We start from the raw sequence: 14,263 nt of genomic DNA on the forward strand, positions 1-14,263 counted from the left end.
CTTAAGCTGTGGCAGAGCAGGGTAAGTTGCAGGGAAAATTGAAGGTCAAGGTCGACAAGACACTGGTGGCATCGATCGCCCTGCACGTGCTCGTGCTGGGATGGGGCCTCGTGTCGTTTTCGTCCAAGGCCTACGTCCTGCCGGACGAGGAGACCGTCGCGGTCGACGTCATTTCTTCCGACCAGCTTGCCCATGTGATGGCGGGCCAGAGGACCGGCAAGAAGGAAAATCCGAAGCCGCTCGTCGAGAAGGTCGCCGAGGCCAAGCCGGTCGACGACGCCGTCGGCAAGATCGAGGAAAAGAAGCCGCCCGTCGTCACCGACACCGCGCCGCCGCCGACCCCGAAGGTGGAAGAGAAGCCGGTCGAGAAGAAGCCCGATCCCCCGAAGCCAGTCGCAGAGACCAAGCCCAAGGAAGAGCCGAAAAAGGAAGAGGCCAAGAAGGAAGAGCCAAAGCAGGAGCCGAAGCAGGCCGAGAAGAAGCCGGACCCCGTGAAGCCCGATCCGATTGCCGAGGCGATCAAGAAGGAAGAGAAGAAGCCGCCGCCGAAGCCGCAACAGCAGGCTGCCAAGCCGCCGCCGGAGCAGAAGCTGAAGGAGCGCGTGTTCGACCAGTCGAAGATCGCAGCCCTGCTCGACAAGCGCGATCCGACGCGCCAGGCGGCAGCCGGCGATACGCTCAATTCCAACGCAGCGCTCGGCCTTTCCCATGGCAAGGCCGCCGACAATTCGGCGACCTGGGGCGCGATGTTCAAGAGCCAGGTGGAGCGGTGCTGGAAGAAGCCCTATGGCGGCATCGAGGCGCAGCAGACGGAAGCCGCCTTCGTGATCCGCCTGAAGCGCGACGGCACGCTCGAGGGCATGCCGGTGCCGGAAGGCACGGCAGCGACGCCTTATTTGCGCGTCTATCAGGAGAGCGCGTTGCGCGCGATCATCGAATGCCAGCCGTACAATCTGCCGGCGGCCTTCTTCGACGAATGGAAATATTTTTCGCCCGTGTTCACCGAACGAAAGACCTGAGCGCGATGTGCGCTTGAGGTCCCATAAAGCAAAGTTCGCCAACGATGACCAATCAGAACAAATCGTTTGAGACGTTTTTCCGCCCGAGCCGCCGCCAGATCATTTCCAGCATGGCCGCGCTCGGCACCATTGCCGCCTCACCGCGTGGCGCATTCGCGCAAGGGCCGAAGCGCGTGCAGATTCCCGACGGCGAGTTCGCGCCGCTGCCGATCGCGATCCCGAATTTCACGGCCGGTACCCCCGGCGATACCGAGGTCGGTGCCGGCGTCACCCAGGTCATCACCAACAATCTCAAGCGAAGCGGTCTGTTCGCGCCGATCGACCAGGCCGCCTATCTGGAGAAGAACATCAATATCGACGCCGCGCCGAACTTCCAGAACTGGAAGTCGGTCAACGCGCAGGCGCTGGTCACCGGACGCATGACCCGGCAGAACAACGGGCGCGTGAAGGCGGAATTCCGCCTCTGGGACGTCAATACCGGCCAGCAGCTCGCCGGCCAGCAATACGACACCTCGGCCGAATATTGGCGGCGCATCGCGCACATCATCTCCGACCAGATCTATGAACGGCTGACCGGCGAGAAGGGCTATTTCGATACCCGTATCGTCTTCGTCGACGAGACCGGATCGAAGGAGCGCCGCGTCAAGCGGCTCGCGCTGATGGACCAGGACGGCGCCAATGTACGCTACCTGACCCGCGGCTCCGACCTGGTGCTGACCCCGCGCTTTTCACCGTCGACCCAGGAAATCACCTATATGGAGTTCGGCCAGGGCGACCCGCGCGTCTATCTGCTCAACATCGAGACCGGCCAGCGCGAGATCGTCGGCAATTTCCCGGGCATGTCGTTCTCGCCGCGGTTCTCGCCGGACGGCCAGCGCATCATCATGAGCCTGCAGCAGGGCGGCAACTCGAACCTGTTCGTGATGGACCTGCGTTCGAAATCGATGACGCGGCTGACCGACACCCCGGCGATCGACACCTCGCCGTCCTTTGCACCCGACGGAACGCGCCTCTGCTTCGAGTCCGATCGTGGCGGCAAGCCGCAGATCTATGTGATGGCCGCAAACGGCGGGCAGGCGCAGCGCATCTCCTTTGGAGACGGCAGCTACTCGACGCCGGTGTGGTCGCCGCGCGGCGACTACATCGCCTTCACCAAGCAGGGCGGCGGCCAGTTCGCGATCGGCATCATGAAGCCCGATGGCTCGGGCGAGCGGATCCTGACCTCGGGCTATCACAATGAGGGGCCGACTTTTGCGCCGAACGGGCGCGTTGTGATGTTCTTCCGCGATCCCGGCCAGGGACCGTCGCTCTTCACCGTCGACGTTTCCGGCCGCAACGAACTGCGTGTGCCGACGCCGGGCTTCGCGTCAGATCCGGCGTGGTCGCCGCTATTGTCGTAAATTGCCGGGGGCTTAAGCGGGTAACCATTCCCGTTAACCGGAAAATTTTTCCCAGTCCATTGAAACTAAAAGAGGATTTCTTCTGAATAAAACTCGAAACAAGGTCTTGGTAACGATATTCCCTCAGAAAGACTTCATCAGCGCCGGGTAGAACTGCACGTTGCAACAGGACGTGTATGAGCAGCATGCAGCTCGCCAACCAGAGCGCGGATTCCGACCAGAAGGTGTCGCCGTCGATCTACGCGGCACTGATCGATTCGCTGTTCCAGAATCCGGCGCCCCTGTTCGCCGGTGCTGCGCTGGTGGCAATGGCGGCAGTGCTGACCGCCATGAAGACGCAGCTGCTCTGGCTCTGGCCCTGTGTCGCACTGCTGGTGATCACCGGCGCCGCCCGCGCGGTCGACATGCACTGGTACATGTCGCGCAGGTCGGTCCTGACCACCGAGGAGGTGGCGCGCTGGGATGTCCGCTATCAGATCGGCGCGATGGCCTATGCGATCGCGCTCGGCGTCTGGTGTACGGTCACGCTGCTCGGCAGCGACGATGCGGTCGCGCACATGATCTGCCTGTCCGTCACAACAGGCTATGTGGCGGCCGGCGCGGGCCGCACCTACGGCCGGCCGTGGATATTCCATGTCCAGATCGCGCTCGCCTGTGGTCCGACCTCGATCGCGCTCGCGATGAAGGGAACGCCTTACTATATCGGGATGGCGATCGTGGCCGCGGTGTTCTTCCTCGCCCTGAAACAGATATCGACCAACTTGCAGCGGATCTTCGTGCAGGCGCTGGTGGCGGGCGAGCGCGAGGCCGCGCTGGCTAGCCAGTTTGACACCGCGCTGAACAACATGCCGCACGGCCTGTGCATGTTCCGCGCCGATGGCCGGCTGGCCGTCATGAATCATCGCTTTAGCGAGATGATGCAGTTGTCGGAAGATCTGGTGCAGCGCGGCGCCAGCGCGGCCGACATCATCGCAGCCTGCGTCAGCTCCGGTTCGATCTCCGATGCAAGTGGCAGGAAGATTCTCGCCGAGATCGAACACACCGAGACGCGGGACATGGTTACCAACGATCCGGACGCCACGCGCGGCCGCGCGCTGTCCTGGACGTTCCAGCCGATGACCGGCGGTGGCGCCGTCGCGCTGCTGCAGGACATCACTGAGCGGCGCAATGCCGAGGCCAGGATCAACCATCTGGCGCGCTACGACGAACTCACGGCGTTGCCCAACCGTGTCCATTTCCGGGACGAGATCGGTCGCCTCCTAGCCGGCCAGCAGGGCGCCGCGCAACTGTCGGCCCTGCTGTTCGTCGACCTCGACCAATTCAAGCAGGTCAACGACACGCTCGGCCATCCCTGCGGCGACCAGCTCCTCTGCGCGGTAGCCGGCCGGCTCCGCGAAATGCTGCGGCCGGAAGATTTCGTGGCGCGCTTCGGCGGCGACGAGTTCGTGGTGTTCCAGCAGGACATCAAATCACATGAGGATGCGGCCAGCCTTGCACGTCGCATCGTCGATCGTCTGAGCGAGCGCTACAAGATTCACAATCACCTGGTCGAGATCGGGGCCAGCGTCGGCATCGCCATGACGTCGCCGGGCGTCAGCGCCGACACGCTTTTGAAGAACGCCGATATGGCACTCTATCGCGCCAAGGCTGACGGGCGCGGCACGTTCTGCTTTTTCCGCGACGAGATGGCCCAGATCGTCGAAGCGCGCCGCATCCTCGAGCTCGACCTGCGCAAGGCGCTGGCGAACGAGGAGTTCGAGCTCTATTACCAGCCGCTGGTCAATCTCAAGACCGGCAGGATCACGACCTGCGAGGCGCTATTGCGCTGGAATCATCCGGTGCGCGGCACGGTCTCTCCGATCGAGATCATTCCGGTAGCGGAGGACATGGGGTTGATCGTCGATCTCGGCCGCTGGATTCTACGAAAGGCCTGTATGGAATGCATGACCTGGCCCGAATCCGTCAGCGTCGCGGTCAATTTGTCGCCGCAGCAATTCCATCAGCGCGACGTGCTGAGCGAGGTCCGCTATGCGCTGGAGGTTTCGGGCCTGCCAGCGCGACGTCTTGAGATCGAGATCACCGAGTCCTCACTGTTGCGCAATACGCAAGTGACGCACGACGTGCTGTCGCAGCTGCATGCGCTGGGTGTACGGATCTCGCTCGACGATTTCGGCACCGGCTATTCGAGTCTGAGCTATCTGCACAACTTCCCCTTGCAGAAGGTCAAGATCGACCGCTCGTTCCTCGAAGGTATCGATACCGACCGCCCGCTGACGCTGCTGCGCGGCGTGGCGCGGCTGTCGGCCGATCTCGGCATGTTGGTCGTGGTCGAGGGCATCGAGACCAACGAGCAGCTCGAGCTGGTCGGCGCCGATGGTGCGGTCACCGAGGCGCAGGGCTATCTATTCAGCCGCCCCGTTCCTGCGGTGCGCATCCGCCAGTTGTTGAAGGCTTCCCACAGCCGCCATACCGACGATCAGCCGTTCGTGGTTGCCTCGCGTTCGATCGCCTGAGATCACCCGATACCGTAGTCTTACCGGCGTACCGACGCATGGTCGGCGTACAAGCCGTGCGCGTAGCGGTTAACCGTAATGCCGCGATCGCTTTGCACACCAGTTAAGAAGCTGTTAATTTATTCAAATGCGCGTAAAGGTTTACCGCGCGCAAAAGTTGTGTGTGCTGGTGATAGTTTTTTGGAGTAGCCCATGAGGTCCGCAGCCGAAGCCATCAAGCCGGCTACAGGACGGCTTGCGGACCCGCTGGATCGAGTCGATTACCGTCTCGCCGAGACCCCTGAGGAAAAGGACGAGATCTACCGACTCCGCTATCGCGCCTATCTCCGTGAAGGCGCAATCCAGCCTTCGGCCGACGAGCGCGTCGTCGATCAATATGAGGACGCTCCGAACGCCTGGACGTTTGGCGTGTACGTTCACGGCGAACTCTACAGCTCTATCCGGATCAGCGTGCTGACGTCCGAGTGGCGGATGTCGCCCTCAGTTGAGCTGTTCGGCGACGTGCTTCATCCCAAGCTCGATCAGGGCCTCGTCTTCATCGATTCAACGCGCTTTGTCGCCGACCCTGAAAAGGCGCGGAATTTTCCGGAACTGCCTTATGTCACGGTGCGGCTCGGCTCGACTGCCGGCGTTCACTTCAATGCGGACTACGGGTTGGCCATCGTTCGTGCCGAGCACATGGCGTTCTACCGTCGGGTATTCCTGCACGAGGTCTGGTCCCAGCCCCGCCTCTATCCGGGCCTGGTCAAGCCGGTCGGATTGATGGCCGCACACCTGCCGAACGTGTCTGAGCGGGTGCTCGCCCGCTATCCGTTCCTGCGCTCGAGCGCGTTCGAACGAAGGATGCTGTTCGAGCGGGGGCGGGGTCAATCTGGTACCACTGATGTCCGGCCCTCCTTCGCGCAAGCGTCGATCGTTCCAAGTTCCTGAATAGTCCGGCTTCGCCCGAACTGTCGCTGAAGTCCCGCACTCTGCGCCGATTCTTCCCGGTAAAGCCGGGAAATCGGCGATTCCGGCGGCCTCCGCGCTTGTCTTCACCCTCGCGCCACATTTACAACCCATTAACCATCGGGGGCGCTTTTCGCCGTTCGTCCGCATTTGATCGGGTCTGGCAAGGTCCCATCAAGGTTGACGGAACGTTCGCTTAACCATCGCCCTGTAGATCGGATGAGAGTTCGAGAACGTGAGCGTGGAGGCTCCGGGAATGAAATATCAGATGCGAATCCTCCAGGGATTGAAGCTCGCCGCGGTGGTGGCGGTCGCGCTATCGATGGGTGCATGCGCCAAGAATAATCTCGGCGCCGATGGCGCGATGGCGAACGCGGCGACCCCGGGCAGCCAGCAGGATTTCGTCGTGAACGTCGGCGACCGTGTTTTCTTCGAGAGCGACCAGACCGACCTGACCCCGCAGGCGATCGCGACCCTGGACAAGCAGGCGCAGTGGCTGCAGAGCTACAACCGTTACAGCTTTACCATTGAAGGCCATGCTGACGAGCGCGGCACCCGCGAATACAATATTGCGCTCGGTGCGCGTCGTGCCCAGGCGGTTCGCTCCTATCTCGCCTCGCGCGGCATCGATCCGAGCCGGATGCGCACCATCTCTTACGGCAAGGAACGTCCGGTGGCGGTCTGCAACGACATCTCCTGCTGGTCGCAGAACCGCCGCGCCGTCACGGTGCTGAACGCGAGTTCGTGAGCTTTCGAAAACTCTGCGATTTGCCGCCGGCGCCGAGAGGCGCCGGTTTTGTTTAAACGTTGATTTGCTTCAGTCACAATTCCGGCGTACTCCCTGCCTCAGTGTGGTTCCGCGTCGATTTTCGTCGTCAGGGCAAGATGTCATCCAGATTTCTTAGAGTTGCACGCGCCGCGGCGGTTGCCGCGGGACTGGCCATTTCCGCACCGGCCTTCGCACAATCCGACGATGCCGACCTCGAAATGCGGGTCCAGCACCTGGAGAACCAGCTTCGGCAGCTGACCGGCCAGAACGAGGAACTGCAGTATCGTAACCGCCAGTTGGAGGAGCGCCTGCGTCAGCTCGGCGCTGCGCCGTCCGGCCCCGGCGGCCAGCCCCAGGCCGCCCAGCCCGGCGTTGCCGCCATGCCGCCGGCCGCACAGCCTGCACAGTCCTACCCGCCGCAAGGCGGCCAGCCGTCCTATGGACAGCCGCAACAGGGCTATGGGCAACCGCAGCCGGGTTACAGGCAATCGCAGGGCGGCTACGACCAGACCCAGATCGCAGCTCCCGCTCCAATCGTTCAGGAGCCGGCAGCGCCAGCGGCGGGAGGGCGCCGCGGCCGTGGCGATGCCTTCGATCCCAACCAGAACCCGAACGCCCCGGGGGCGCCGCGCGCACTCGGTGGCGGCCAGATGCCGATGTCACCGGATGCTGCGGTCGGCGCGCCCGGCGGACGTGGCGCCGGCGAACCGCTCGACCTCGGCAACACCAGCCCACGCAATGCCGGCGCACCGGCGGGGGGTGGCGCCACCGCCGCACTGACCACCTTGCCGCCATCGGCGACATCGAAGGACGAGTTCGATCTTGGCATCGGCTATATGCAGCGCAGGGACTATGCGCTCGCCGAGGAAACCATGCGGAATTTCTCGCAGAAATATCCGAGCGACCCCTTGATCCCGGATGCGCAATATTGGCTCGGCGAGAGCTACTTTCAGCGTCAGCAGTATCGTGACGCCGCCGAGTCCTTCCTCGGTGTGACCACGAAATTCGACAAGTCGGCCAAGGCGCCGGACGCGCTGCTGCGGCTTGGCCAGTCACTGGCGGCGCTGAAGGAGAAGGAAGCCGCCTGCGCCGCGCTCGGCGAAGTGACGCGGAAATATCCGCGGGCTTCCGCGGGCGTCAAGACCGCCGTTGACCGTGAGCAGAAGCGGATCAAGTGCTAAACCGGTGCCGCAGGAGCCGATCGGCTCCGCGACCAATGGCACCGCCATGTCCGATGACAGCAGGGCGATCTCCGCGACAGAAGCCAAACGTCTGTTAGACGACTGGAAGCGCGCGCCAGCGATCGTTCTGGCCGTGTCCGGCGGTCCGGACTCGGTGGCGTTGATGTGGCTCGCGGTGCGCTGGCGCCGGACACTCAAGCAGGGGCCGCGGCTGATTGCAGTCACTGTCGACCACGGCCTGCGCCGGGAGGCCGCGCGCGAAGCGCGTGAGGTCAAGCGCCTTGCGGGCACCCTCGATCTGCCCCATCGGACGTTGCGCTGGACCGGGACCAAGCCGAACAGCGGCCTGCCGGAGGCGGCACGCGAGGCGCGCTATCGCCTGCTGGCCGAAGCGGCCCGCGCGAGCGGGGCGACGCATATCCTCACGGCCCACACCCGCGACGACCAGGCCGAAACGCTTCTGATGCGGCTGCTGCGCGGCAGCGGCATCGCCGGCCTCGCCGCGATGGCGCGCGAGACCGAGCGCGAAGGGGTGAGATTGGCGCGGCCGCTGCTCGCTGTTCCAAAGGCGCGGCTGATCGCTACCCTGGAGAAAGCCAGGATCGGTTATGCGGTCGATCCGACCAATCGTGACACTGCGTTCACGCGTCCGCGGCTGCGTGCGCTGATGCCGGCACTGGCTGCAGAGGGCGGCGATGCCCGGAACCTGGCGCGGCTGGCAGCGCGGCTCGCTCGGGCCAATGCCGCGGTGGAAGTGCTGGCTGATGGTGCCGAGCGCTACCTTGCGCTGCGCGATGGCAATGCGGCGCGCCCCGGATTCGATGCCGGGGCCTTTGTGGCCCTTCCCGAGGAGGTCCGGCTGCGCCTGCTCAAGCGCGCGATCGACCGCGTGGGCCATGAGGGGCCGGCCGAACTGGGCAAGATCGAGGCCCTGCTGGCCGCACTCGATCAGGCGGTTACGCAGAGGGCGGGCAAGCTGAAGCAGACGCTCGCCGGCGCGGTCATTGGGCTCGCCAATGGGCGGATCCGGGTCGAGCCGGCACCGCCGCGCAGGAGCCGGGCCCGCTGATATTCAGCCGAATAGGAAAATTCCCGTCATATCCGCTTAACTACCCCCGAAAAACCCGGATCTTTGCGCCATTATTTGACCGGGAATCGGGCTAGGATGCGCTAAATAGTCCTGTGCAGTTCCCTTGGCATATACTCCCGTGGCACCTAAATTGTATGCAGTCGCTAAGGGGGGATTCCCAGGGATTTCCTGAAGTGCCCTGCCTGAGGCCGCCCGAGGATAGTTTTGAGGCCGCGATCCGCGCGACCACGAAGGAAGATCAATGAACGCCAATCTGCGGAATTTCGCCCTCTGGGTCATTATCGTCTTGCTGCTGTTGGCGTTGTTTACGCTCTTCCAGAATCCGGGTCAGCGCGCGTCCTCGCAGGACATCTCGTTCTCGCAGCTCCTCAGCGAAGTCGACCAGGGCCATGTCCGCGACGTCGTGATCCAGGGGCCGGAAATCCATGGCACCTTCACCAACGGCTCGAGCTTCCAGACCTACGCGCCGAACGACCCGACGCTGGTGAAGCGCCTCTATGACGGCAAGGTGCAGATCACTGCGAAGCCGCCGGGCGACAACGTGCCGTGGTTCGTTTCGCTGCTGGTCTCCTGGCTGCCCTTCATCGCGCTGATCGGCGTGTGGATTTTCCTGTCGCGCCAGATGCAGGGCGGCGCCGGCAAGGCGATGGGCTTCGGCAAGTCGCGCGCCAAGATGCTGACAGAGGCGCATGGCCGGGTGACGTTCGAGGACGTCGCCGGCGTCGACGAGGCCAAGCAGGACCTGCAGGAGATCGTCGAATTCCTGCGCGACCCCGGCAAATTCCAGCGTTTGGGCGGACGCATTCCGCGCGGCGTGTTGCTGGTCGGCCCTCCCGGCACCGGTAAGACGCTGATCGCGCGCGCGGTGGCGGGCGAAGCCAACGTGCCGTTCTTCACCATTTCCGGCTCCGACTTCGTCGAGATGTTCGTCGGCGTCGGTGCATCGCGCGTGCGTGACATGTTCGAGCAGGCGAAGAAGAACGCGCCTTGCATCATCTTCATCGACGAAATCGACGCGGTCGGCCGCCATCGTGGCGCCGGCCTCGGCGGCGGCAATGACGAGCGCGAGCAGACGCTGAACCAGTTGCTGGTCGAGATGGACGGCTTCGAGGCCAATGAGGGCGTGATCCTGATCGCCGCCACCAACCGGCCCGACGTGCTCGATCCGGCGCTGCTGCGGCCCGGCCGCTTCGACCGTCAGGTCGTGGTGCCGAACCCTGACGTCGTCGGCCGCGAGCAGATCCTGAAGGTTCACGTCCGCAAGGTGCCGCTGGCGCCCGATATCAACCTGAAGACCATCGCACGCGGCACCCCGGGCTTTTCGGGTGCCGACTTGATGAACCTCGTCAACGAGGCCGCGCTGACCGCCGCCCGCCGTAACAAGCGGATGGTGACGCAGGCCGAGTTCGAAGAGGCCAAGGACAAGGTGATGATGGGCGCGGAGCGCAAGTCGCTCGTTATGACCGAGGAAGAGAAGCTTCTGACCGCCTATCACGAAGGCGGCCACGCGATCGTCGGCCTCAACGTCGTCGCCACCGACCCGATCCACAAGGCGACCATCATTCCGCGCGGCCGTGCACTCGGCATGGTCATGCAATTGCCGGAGCGCGACAAACTGTCGATGTCGCTGGAGCAGATGACCTCGCGTCTCGCGATCATGATGGGCGGACGCGTCGCGGAAGAACTGGTGTTCGGCCGCGAGAAGGTCACCTCGGGCGCGGCCTCCGACATCGAGCAGGCGACACGTCTGGCGCGCATGATGGTGACCCGCTGGGGCCTGTCGGAACAGCTCGGCACCGTCTCCTATGGCGAGAACCAGGATGAAGTGTTCCTGGGCATGTCGGTGTCGCGCACCCAGAACGCCTCGGAGGCGACAGTCCAGAAGATCGACTCCGAGATCAAGCGCCTGGTCGAGGAAGGCTACAACGAGGCGACGCGAATCCTCACCGAGAAGCGCGCCGATCTCGAAGCACTGGCGAAAGGCCTGCTCGAGTTCGAGACGCTGACCGGCGACGAGATCGTTGATCTCTTGAAGGGTAAGAAGCCGAACCGCGAGTCCGTGCTCGAGCCGACCACGCCACGTGCCTCCGCCGTGCCGCCTGCCGGCAAGTCGCGTCCGCGCCCGGATCCGGACCCCGGCCTGGAGCCGCAGCCGCAGGCGTAAGCGCGATCAGAGAGCAAGACGTACAGAAGCCCGGCCTAGTGCCGGGCTTTTGCCTTGGCGATTGCTCCACATTCCATCGTCGTCCCGGGCTTGCGTGCCGCGGCGAAGCCCCTTGGGCGTAGCCGGGGCCCGGGACTCATTCCACAGGCGGCTGTCGTGGCGCGAGCAAGCCGTCGTAGCGGAGCACACTGTAAACGCCTGTGGTTATGGGTCCTTCTTCGCAATGATGTTGCAACCGCCTGCATATCGTCATGCGGTCCTGCGTGCCGAGATGCCGGTCCAACATCTGCTCCGGTGTCTCGACGACCTCAATCCTCTCGCCATCGCCACCGACGAAGGCGAGTACGGTGCGCTCGCCGTCGCGCCACATGCTGCCGACGAGCGCGATATTGATGTGAATGGGCTGCTCCGTCTCGAACCTTGTGCATTGAATCCAGAAGCGCATGGCGTTCTCCTCTTCGAGCCGCCGCAGGATAAGAGACGGGGCGGCGCTGTCTAGCCAAGCGACCGCAATTCGCGGGCGGCGGCGACCATGTTGGCGAGCGCCGGGCGCACCTCTTCCCACTTGCGGGTCTTCAAGCCGCAGTCGGGATTGATCCAGAGCTGCGTGTCGGAGAGCCGCTCTCTTGCGAGCTTGAGGAGGTCGGTGATCTCGCCAATGTCAGGCACGCGCGGTGAATGGATATCGTAGACGCCGGGACCGATTTCGTTCGGGTAGCGGTAGTTCCGGAAGGCGTCGAGCAATTCCATTTTCGAGCGCGAGGTCTCGATCGAAATGACATCGGCGTCCATCTCCGCGATGGCGTCGATGATGTCGTTGAACTCGGAGTAGCACATGTGGGTGTGGATCTGGGTCTCGTCCTGCACGCCGGAGGAACAGATGCGGAAACTATCGACCGCCCAATCGAGATAGGTCTTCCATTCCGACCCGCGCAGCGGCAGGCCTTCCCGCAGTGCCGCTTCGTCGATCTGGATCATGCCTGCACCGGCCGCCTGCAGATCGCGCACCTCGTCGCGGATCGCGAGCGCGATCTGTCGGCACACGTCGCTGCGCGGCAGGTCGTCGCGGACGAACGACCAGTTCAGGATGGTCACGGGGCCGGTCAACATCGCCTTCACCGGCTTTGCCGTCAGTGACTGCGCGAATTGCCACCATTCGACCGTCATCGCCTGTGGTCGTGAGACGTCGCCGTAGAGGATCGGCGGCCGGACGCAGCGCGAGCCATAGGACTGCACCCAGCCGAGCTCGGTGAAGGCGAAGCCGGAAAGCTGCTCGCCAAAATACTGCACCATGTCGTTGCGCTCGAACTCGCCATGGACCAGGACGTCGAGCCCGATATTCTCCTGCCAACGGATGGCGCGCGCAGTCTGATGCTGCAGATAGGTCTTGTATGCGGTATCGCTGAGTGCACCATTGGCATGTGCGGCGCGTGCGTTTCTGACATCGGTTGTCTGCGGGAAGGAGCCGATGGTCGTGGTCGGGAAGCGTGGCAGATTGAACCGCTCGCGCTGCACCTCGGCACGCTCGGCGAACCGGCTGGCACGATGGCGCATGCCGCCATCGATGGCGGCGAGACGCTGGGCAACCTTGGCATCGTGAATCCGCGGTGAGGTCTTGCGCGCGGCCGCGGCGGCATCGGACGCTCGGATCGCTTCGGACGCAGGGGCCCGGCCACTTCCAAGCGCCGCGCCCAGCGCGGCAAGCTCTTCGAGCTTCTGCACCGAGAATGAAAGCCAGGTCTTCACCTCGGGATCGAGCTTGGTTTCCAGGGCGAGATCGATGGGTACATGAAGCAGCGAGCAGGATGGCGCGATCTGAATGCGCTCCTTGCCGAGCTTTGCGACGACGGGCCCAAGCTGATCGAGGATCCGGCTCAGATCTGCGCGCCAGACGTTGCGGCCGTCGATCACGCCGAGCGACAGCACCCGTTCTTTCGGAACGTCGATGAGATCGCCGAGCTGCTGGGGCGCGCGCACGAGATCGAGATGCAGGCCGGCGACCGGAAGATCAAACGCGACCGCACGATTGCCGCCGAGCCCGCCGAAATAGGTCGCCAGCATGATCCTGATGTCCGGCACCGCTTTGGCGATTTCGGAATAGGCGCGCCGTAGGGCTTGCTGAGCGGCGGCGTCCAGATCAAGCACGAGACAGGGCTCGTCGATCTGTACCCATTCCGCACCGCGGGCAGCGAGTTCGCGCAATAGTTCGATATAGACCGGCAGGAGCCTGTCGAGCAGCGACAGCGTGGCGAAATGCGGTTCCTTGGACTTGGCCAGTTTCAGGAACGTGACTGGGCCGACCAGCACGGGGCGGGTCTGATAACCCAGCGCCTTCGCCTCCTCATACTCTTCGATCGGCTTGCGTGATGAGAGTGCAAAATACTGGTTCTTGCGAAGCTCCGGCACCATGTAGTGATAGTTGGTGTCGAACCATTTCGTCATTTCGAGCGCCGCCACGCCATGTGCGTGATGGGCATGTCCGCAGGCCTCGTCATGCGCGTCGGCCTTGGCGCCACGCGCCATCGCGAAGTAGGTCGCAAGCGGCACCGCGCCGCCGGTCCAGCCATAGCTTTCTGGGATAGCGCCGACCATTGCGCAGGTGTCGAGCACCTGATCGTAGAACGAGAAATCGTTCGACGGGATCACGGTGATACCGAGTTTCTTTTGCCGCGCCCAATTGGCCGCGCGCAGCCCGACGCCGGTTTCGATCAGCGTCTTTTCGTCTGATGCGCCGGACCAGAAGCGTTCCAGCGCGAATTTCAGTTCACGCCGCGGACCGATCCGCGGCGTGCCGAGGGACGCAACAACAAGTGAAGTGGAAGACATTGGCTTAACCCCATGAGTTGGGGGCAAAGGCCGTAGTGACACGTCTGGATTCCCTGCGCGAGGTGCGCACGGAATCGCAACCGCACCACCGGGACACCCCGCCCGAGGACGTGTATGTTGTCGAGGCAGGTCTCCTGGCTCGCGGGTCGTTGCTGTGGTCCGGCCTTCCCGAAGCTTTGCAGGCTTCAGTGGCAATTGTGGACCGCGGCTCGCCGCTTACAGTTGCGGGGGCAGCTCCGGCTTTACACCGGCTTCCCTCTTAGCTCCGGAAAAGATCTCTCCGAAGAACCACGACGCGTTCACTTACCGGCAAGATCGCGCGAACGTCAACTCGGCTGACATCACGTGCGCGT

10 protein-coding genes and 1 riboswitch are annotated in these 14,263 nt (G+C 63.7%); of the genes, 8 read left to right on the forward strand and 2 right to left on the reverse strand.

Features of this window, described 5'->3' with window-relative positions; genetic code table 11:
- The first annotated feature begins 38 nt into the window (after window positions 1-38).
- The 8 genes from ACZIRK_RS08705 (at window position 39) to ftsH (ending at window position 11,084) form a co-directional block, all read left to right on the forward strand.
- Window positions 39-1,019 (forward strand): protein TolA, encoded by a 981-nt coding sequence (locus ACZIRK_RS08705; RefSeq protein WP_130230747.1) that lies wholly within the window; start codon window positions 39-41, stop codon window positions 1,017-1,019.
- A gap of 110 nt (window positions 1,020-1,129) precedes the next feature.
- Window positions 1,130-2,419 (forward strand): Tol-Pal system beta propeller repeat protein TolB, encoded by a 1,290-nt coding sequence (tolB, locus tag ACZIRK_RS08710; protein WP_463327166.1) that lies wholly within the window; start codon window positions 1,130-1,132, stop codon window positions 2,417-2,419.
- A 185-nt stretch (window positions 2,420-2,604) separates the two neighbouring features.
- Window positions 2,605-4,932, forward strand: coding sequence for a putative bifunctional diguanylate cyclase/phosphodiesterase (locus ACZIRK_RS08715; protein WP_463327167.1), 2,328 nt, complete (start codon window positions 2,605-2,607; stop codon window positions 4,930-4,932).
- 192 nt (window positions 4,933-5,124) lie between these two features.
- Window positions 5,125-5,862, forward strand: coding sequence for an N-acyl amino acid synthase FeeM domain-containing protein (locus tag ACZIRK_RS08720; protein WP_130230745.1), 738 nt, complete (start codon window positions 5,125-5,127; stop codon window positions 5,860-5,862).
- A gap of 274 nt (window positions 5,863-6,136) precedes the next feature.
- Window positions 6,137-6,628: a peptidoglycan-associated lipoprotein Pal gene (gene pal, locus ACZIRK_RS08725; protein WP_028163665.1), complete on the forward strand. Its 492-nt coding sequence runs from the start codon at window positions 6,137-6,139 to the stop codon at window positions 6,626-6,628.
- A 137-nt stretch (window positions 6,629-6,765) separates the two neighbouring features.
- Complete coding sequence (ybgF, locus tag ACZIRK_RS08730; RefSeq protein ID WP_463327150.1) at window positions 6,766-7,830, forward strand: tol-pal system protein YbgF; 1,065 nt, start codon at window positions 6,766-6,768, stop codon at window positions 7,828-7,830.
- Between the two features lie 46 nt (window positions 7,831-7,876).
- Window positions 7,877-8,899: a tRNA lysidine(34) synthetase TilS gene (tilS, locus tag ACZIRK_RS08735; RefSeq protein ID WP_463327168.1), complete on the forward strand. Its 1,023-nt coding sequence runs from the start codon at window positions 7,877-7,879 to the stop codon at window positions 8,897-8,899.
- 262 nt (window positions 8,900-9,161) lie between these two features.
- Entirely contained in the window at window positions 9,162-11,084 is a 1,923-nt protein-coding gene (ftsH, locus tag ACZIRK_RS08740; RefSeq protein WP_130229339.1) for an ATP-dependent zinc metalloprotease FtsH, read from the forward strand.
- 136 nt (window positions 11,085-11,220) lie between these two features.
- On the opposite strand, the gene ACZIRK_RS08745 is transcribed toward ftsH, so the two are convergent.
- Both ACZIRK_RS08745 and metE read right to left on the reverse strand, forming a co-directional pair.
- A complete protein-coding gene (locus ACZIRK_RS08745; RefSeq protein WP_463327151.1) occupies window positions 11,221-11,529 on the reverse strand; it encodes a hypothetical protein in 309 nt (102 codons plus the stop codon).
- Between the two features lie 50 nt (window positions 11,530-11,579).
- A complete protein-coding gene (gene metE, locus ACZIRK_RS08750) occupies window positions 11,580-13,910 on the reverse strand; it encodes a 5-methyltetrahydropteroyltriglutamate--homocysteine S-methyltransferase (RefSeq protein ID WP_463327152.1) in 2,331 nt (776 codons plus the stop codon).
- A gap of 107 nt (window positions 13,911-14,017) precedes the next feature.
- A riboswitch (cobalamin riboswitch) is annotated at window positions 14,018-14,218 on the reverse strand.
- Window positions 14,219-14,263: the final 45 nt, after the last annotated feature.

It is taken from the genome of Bradyrhizobium sp. Leo114 (assembly GCF_055229415.2).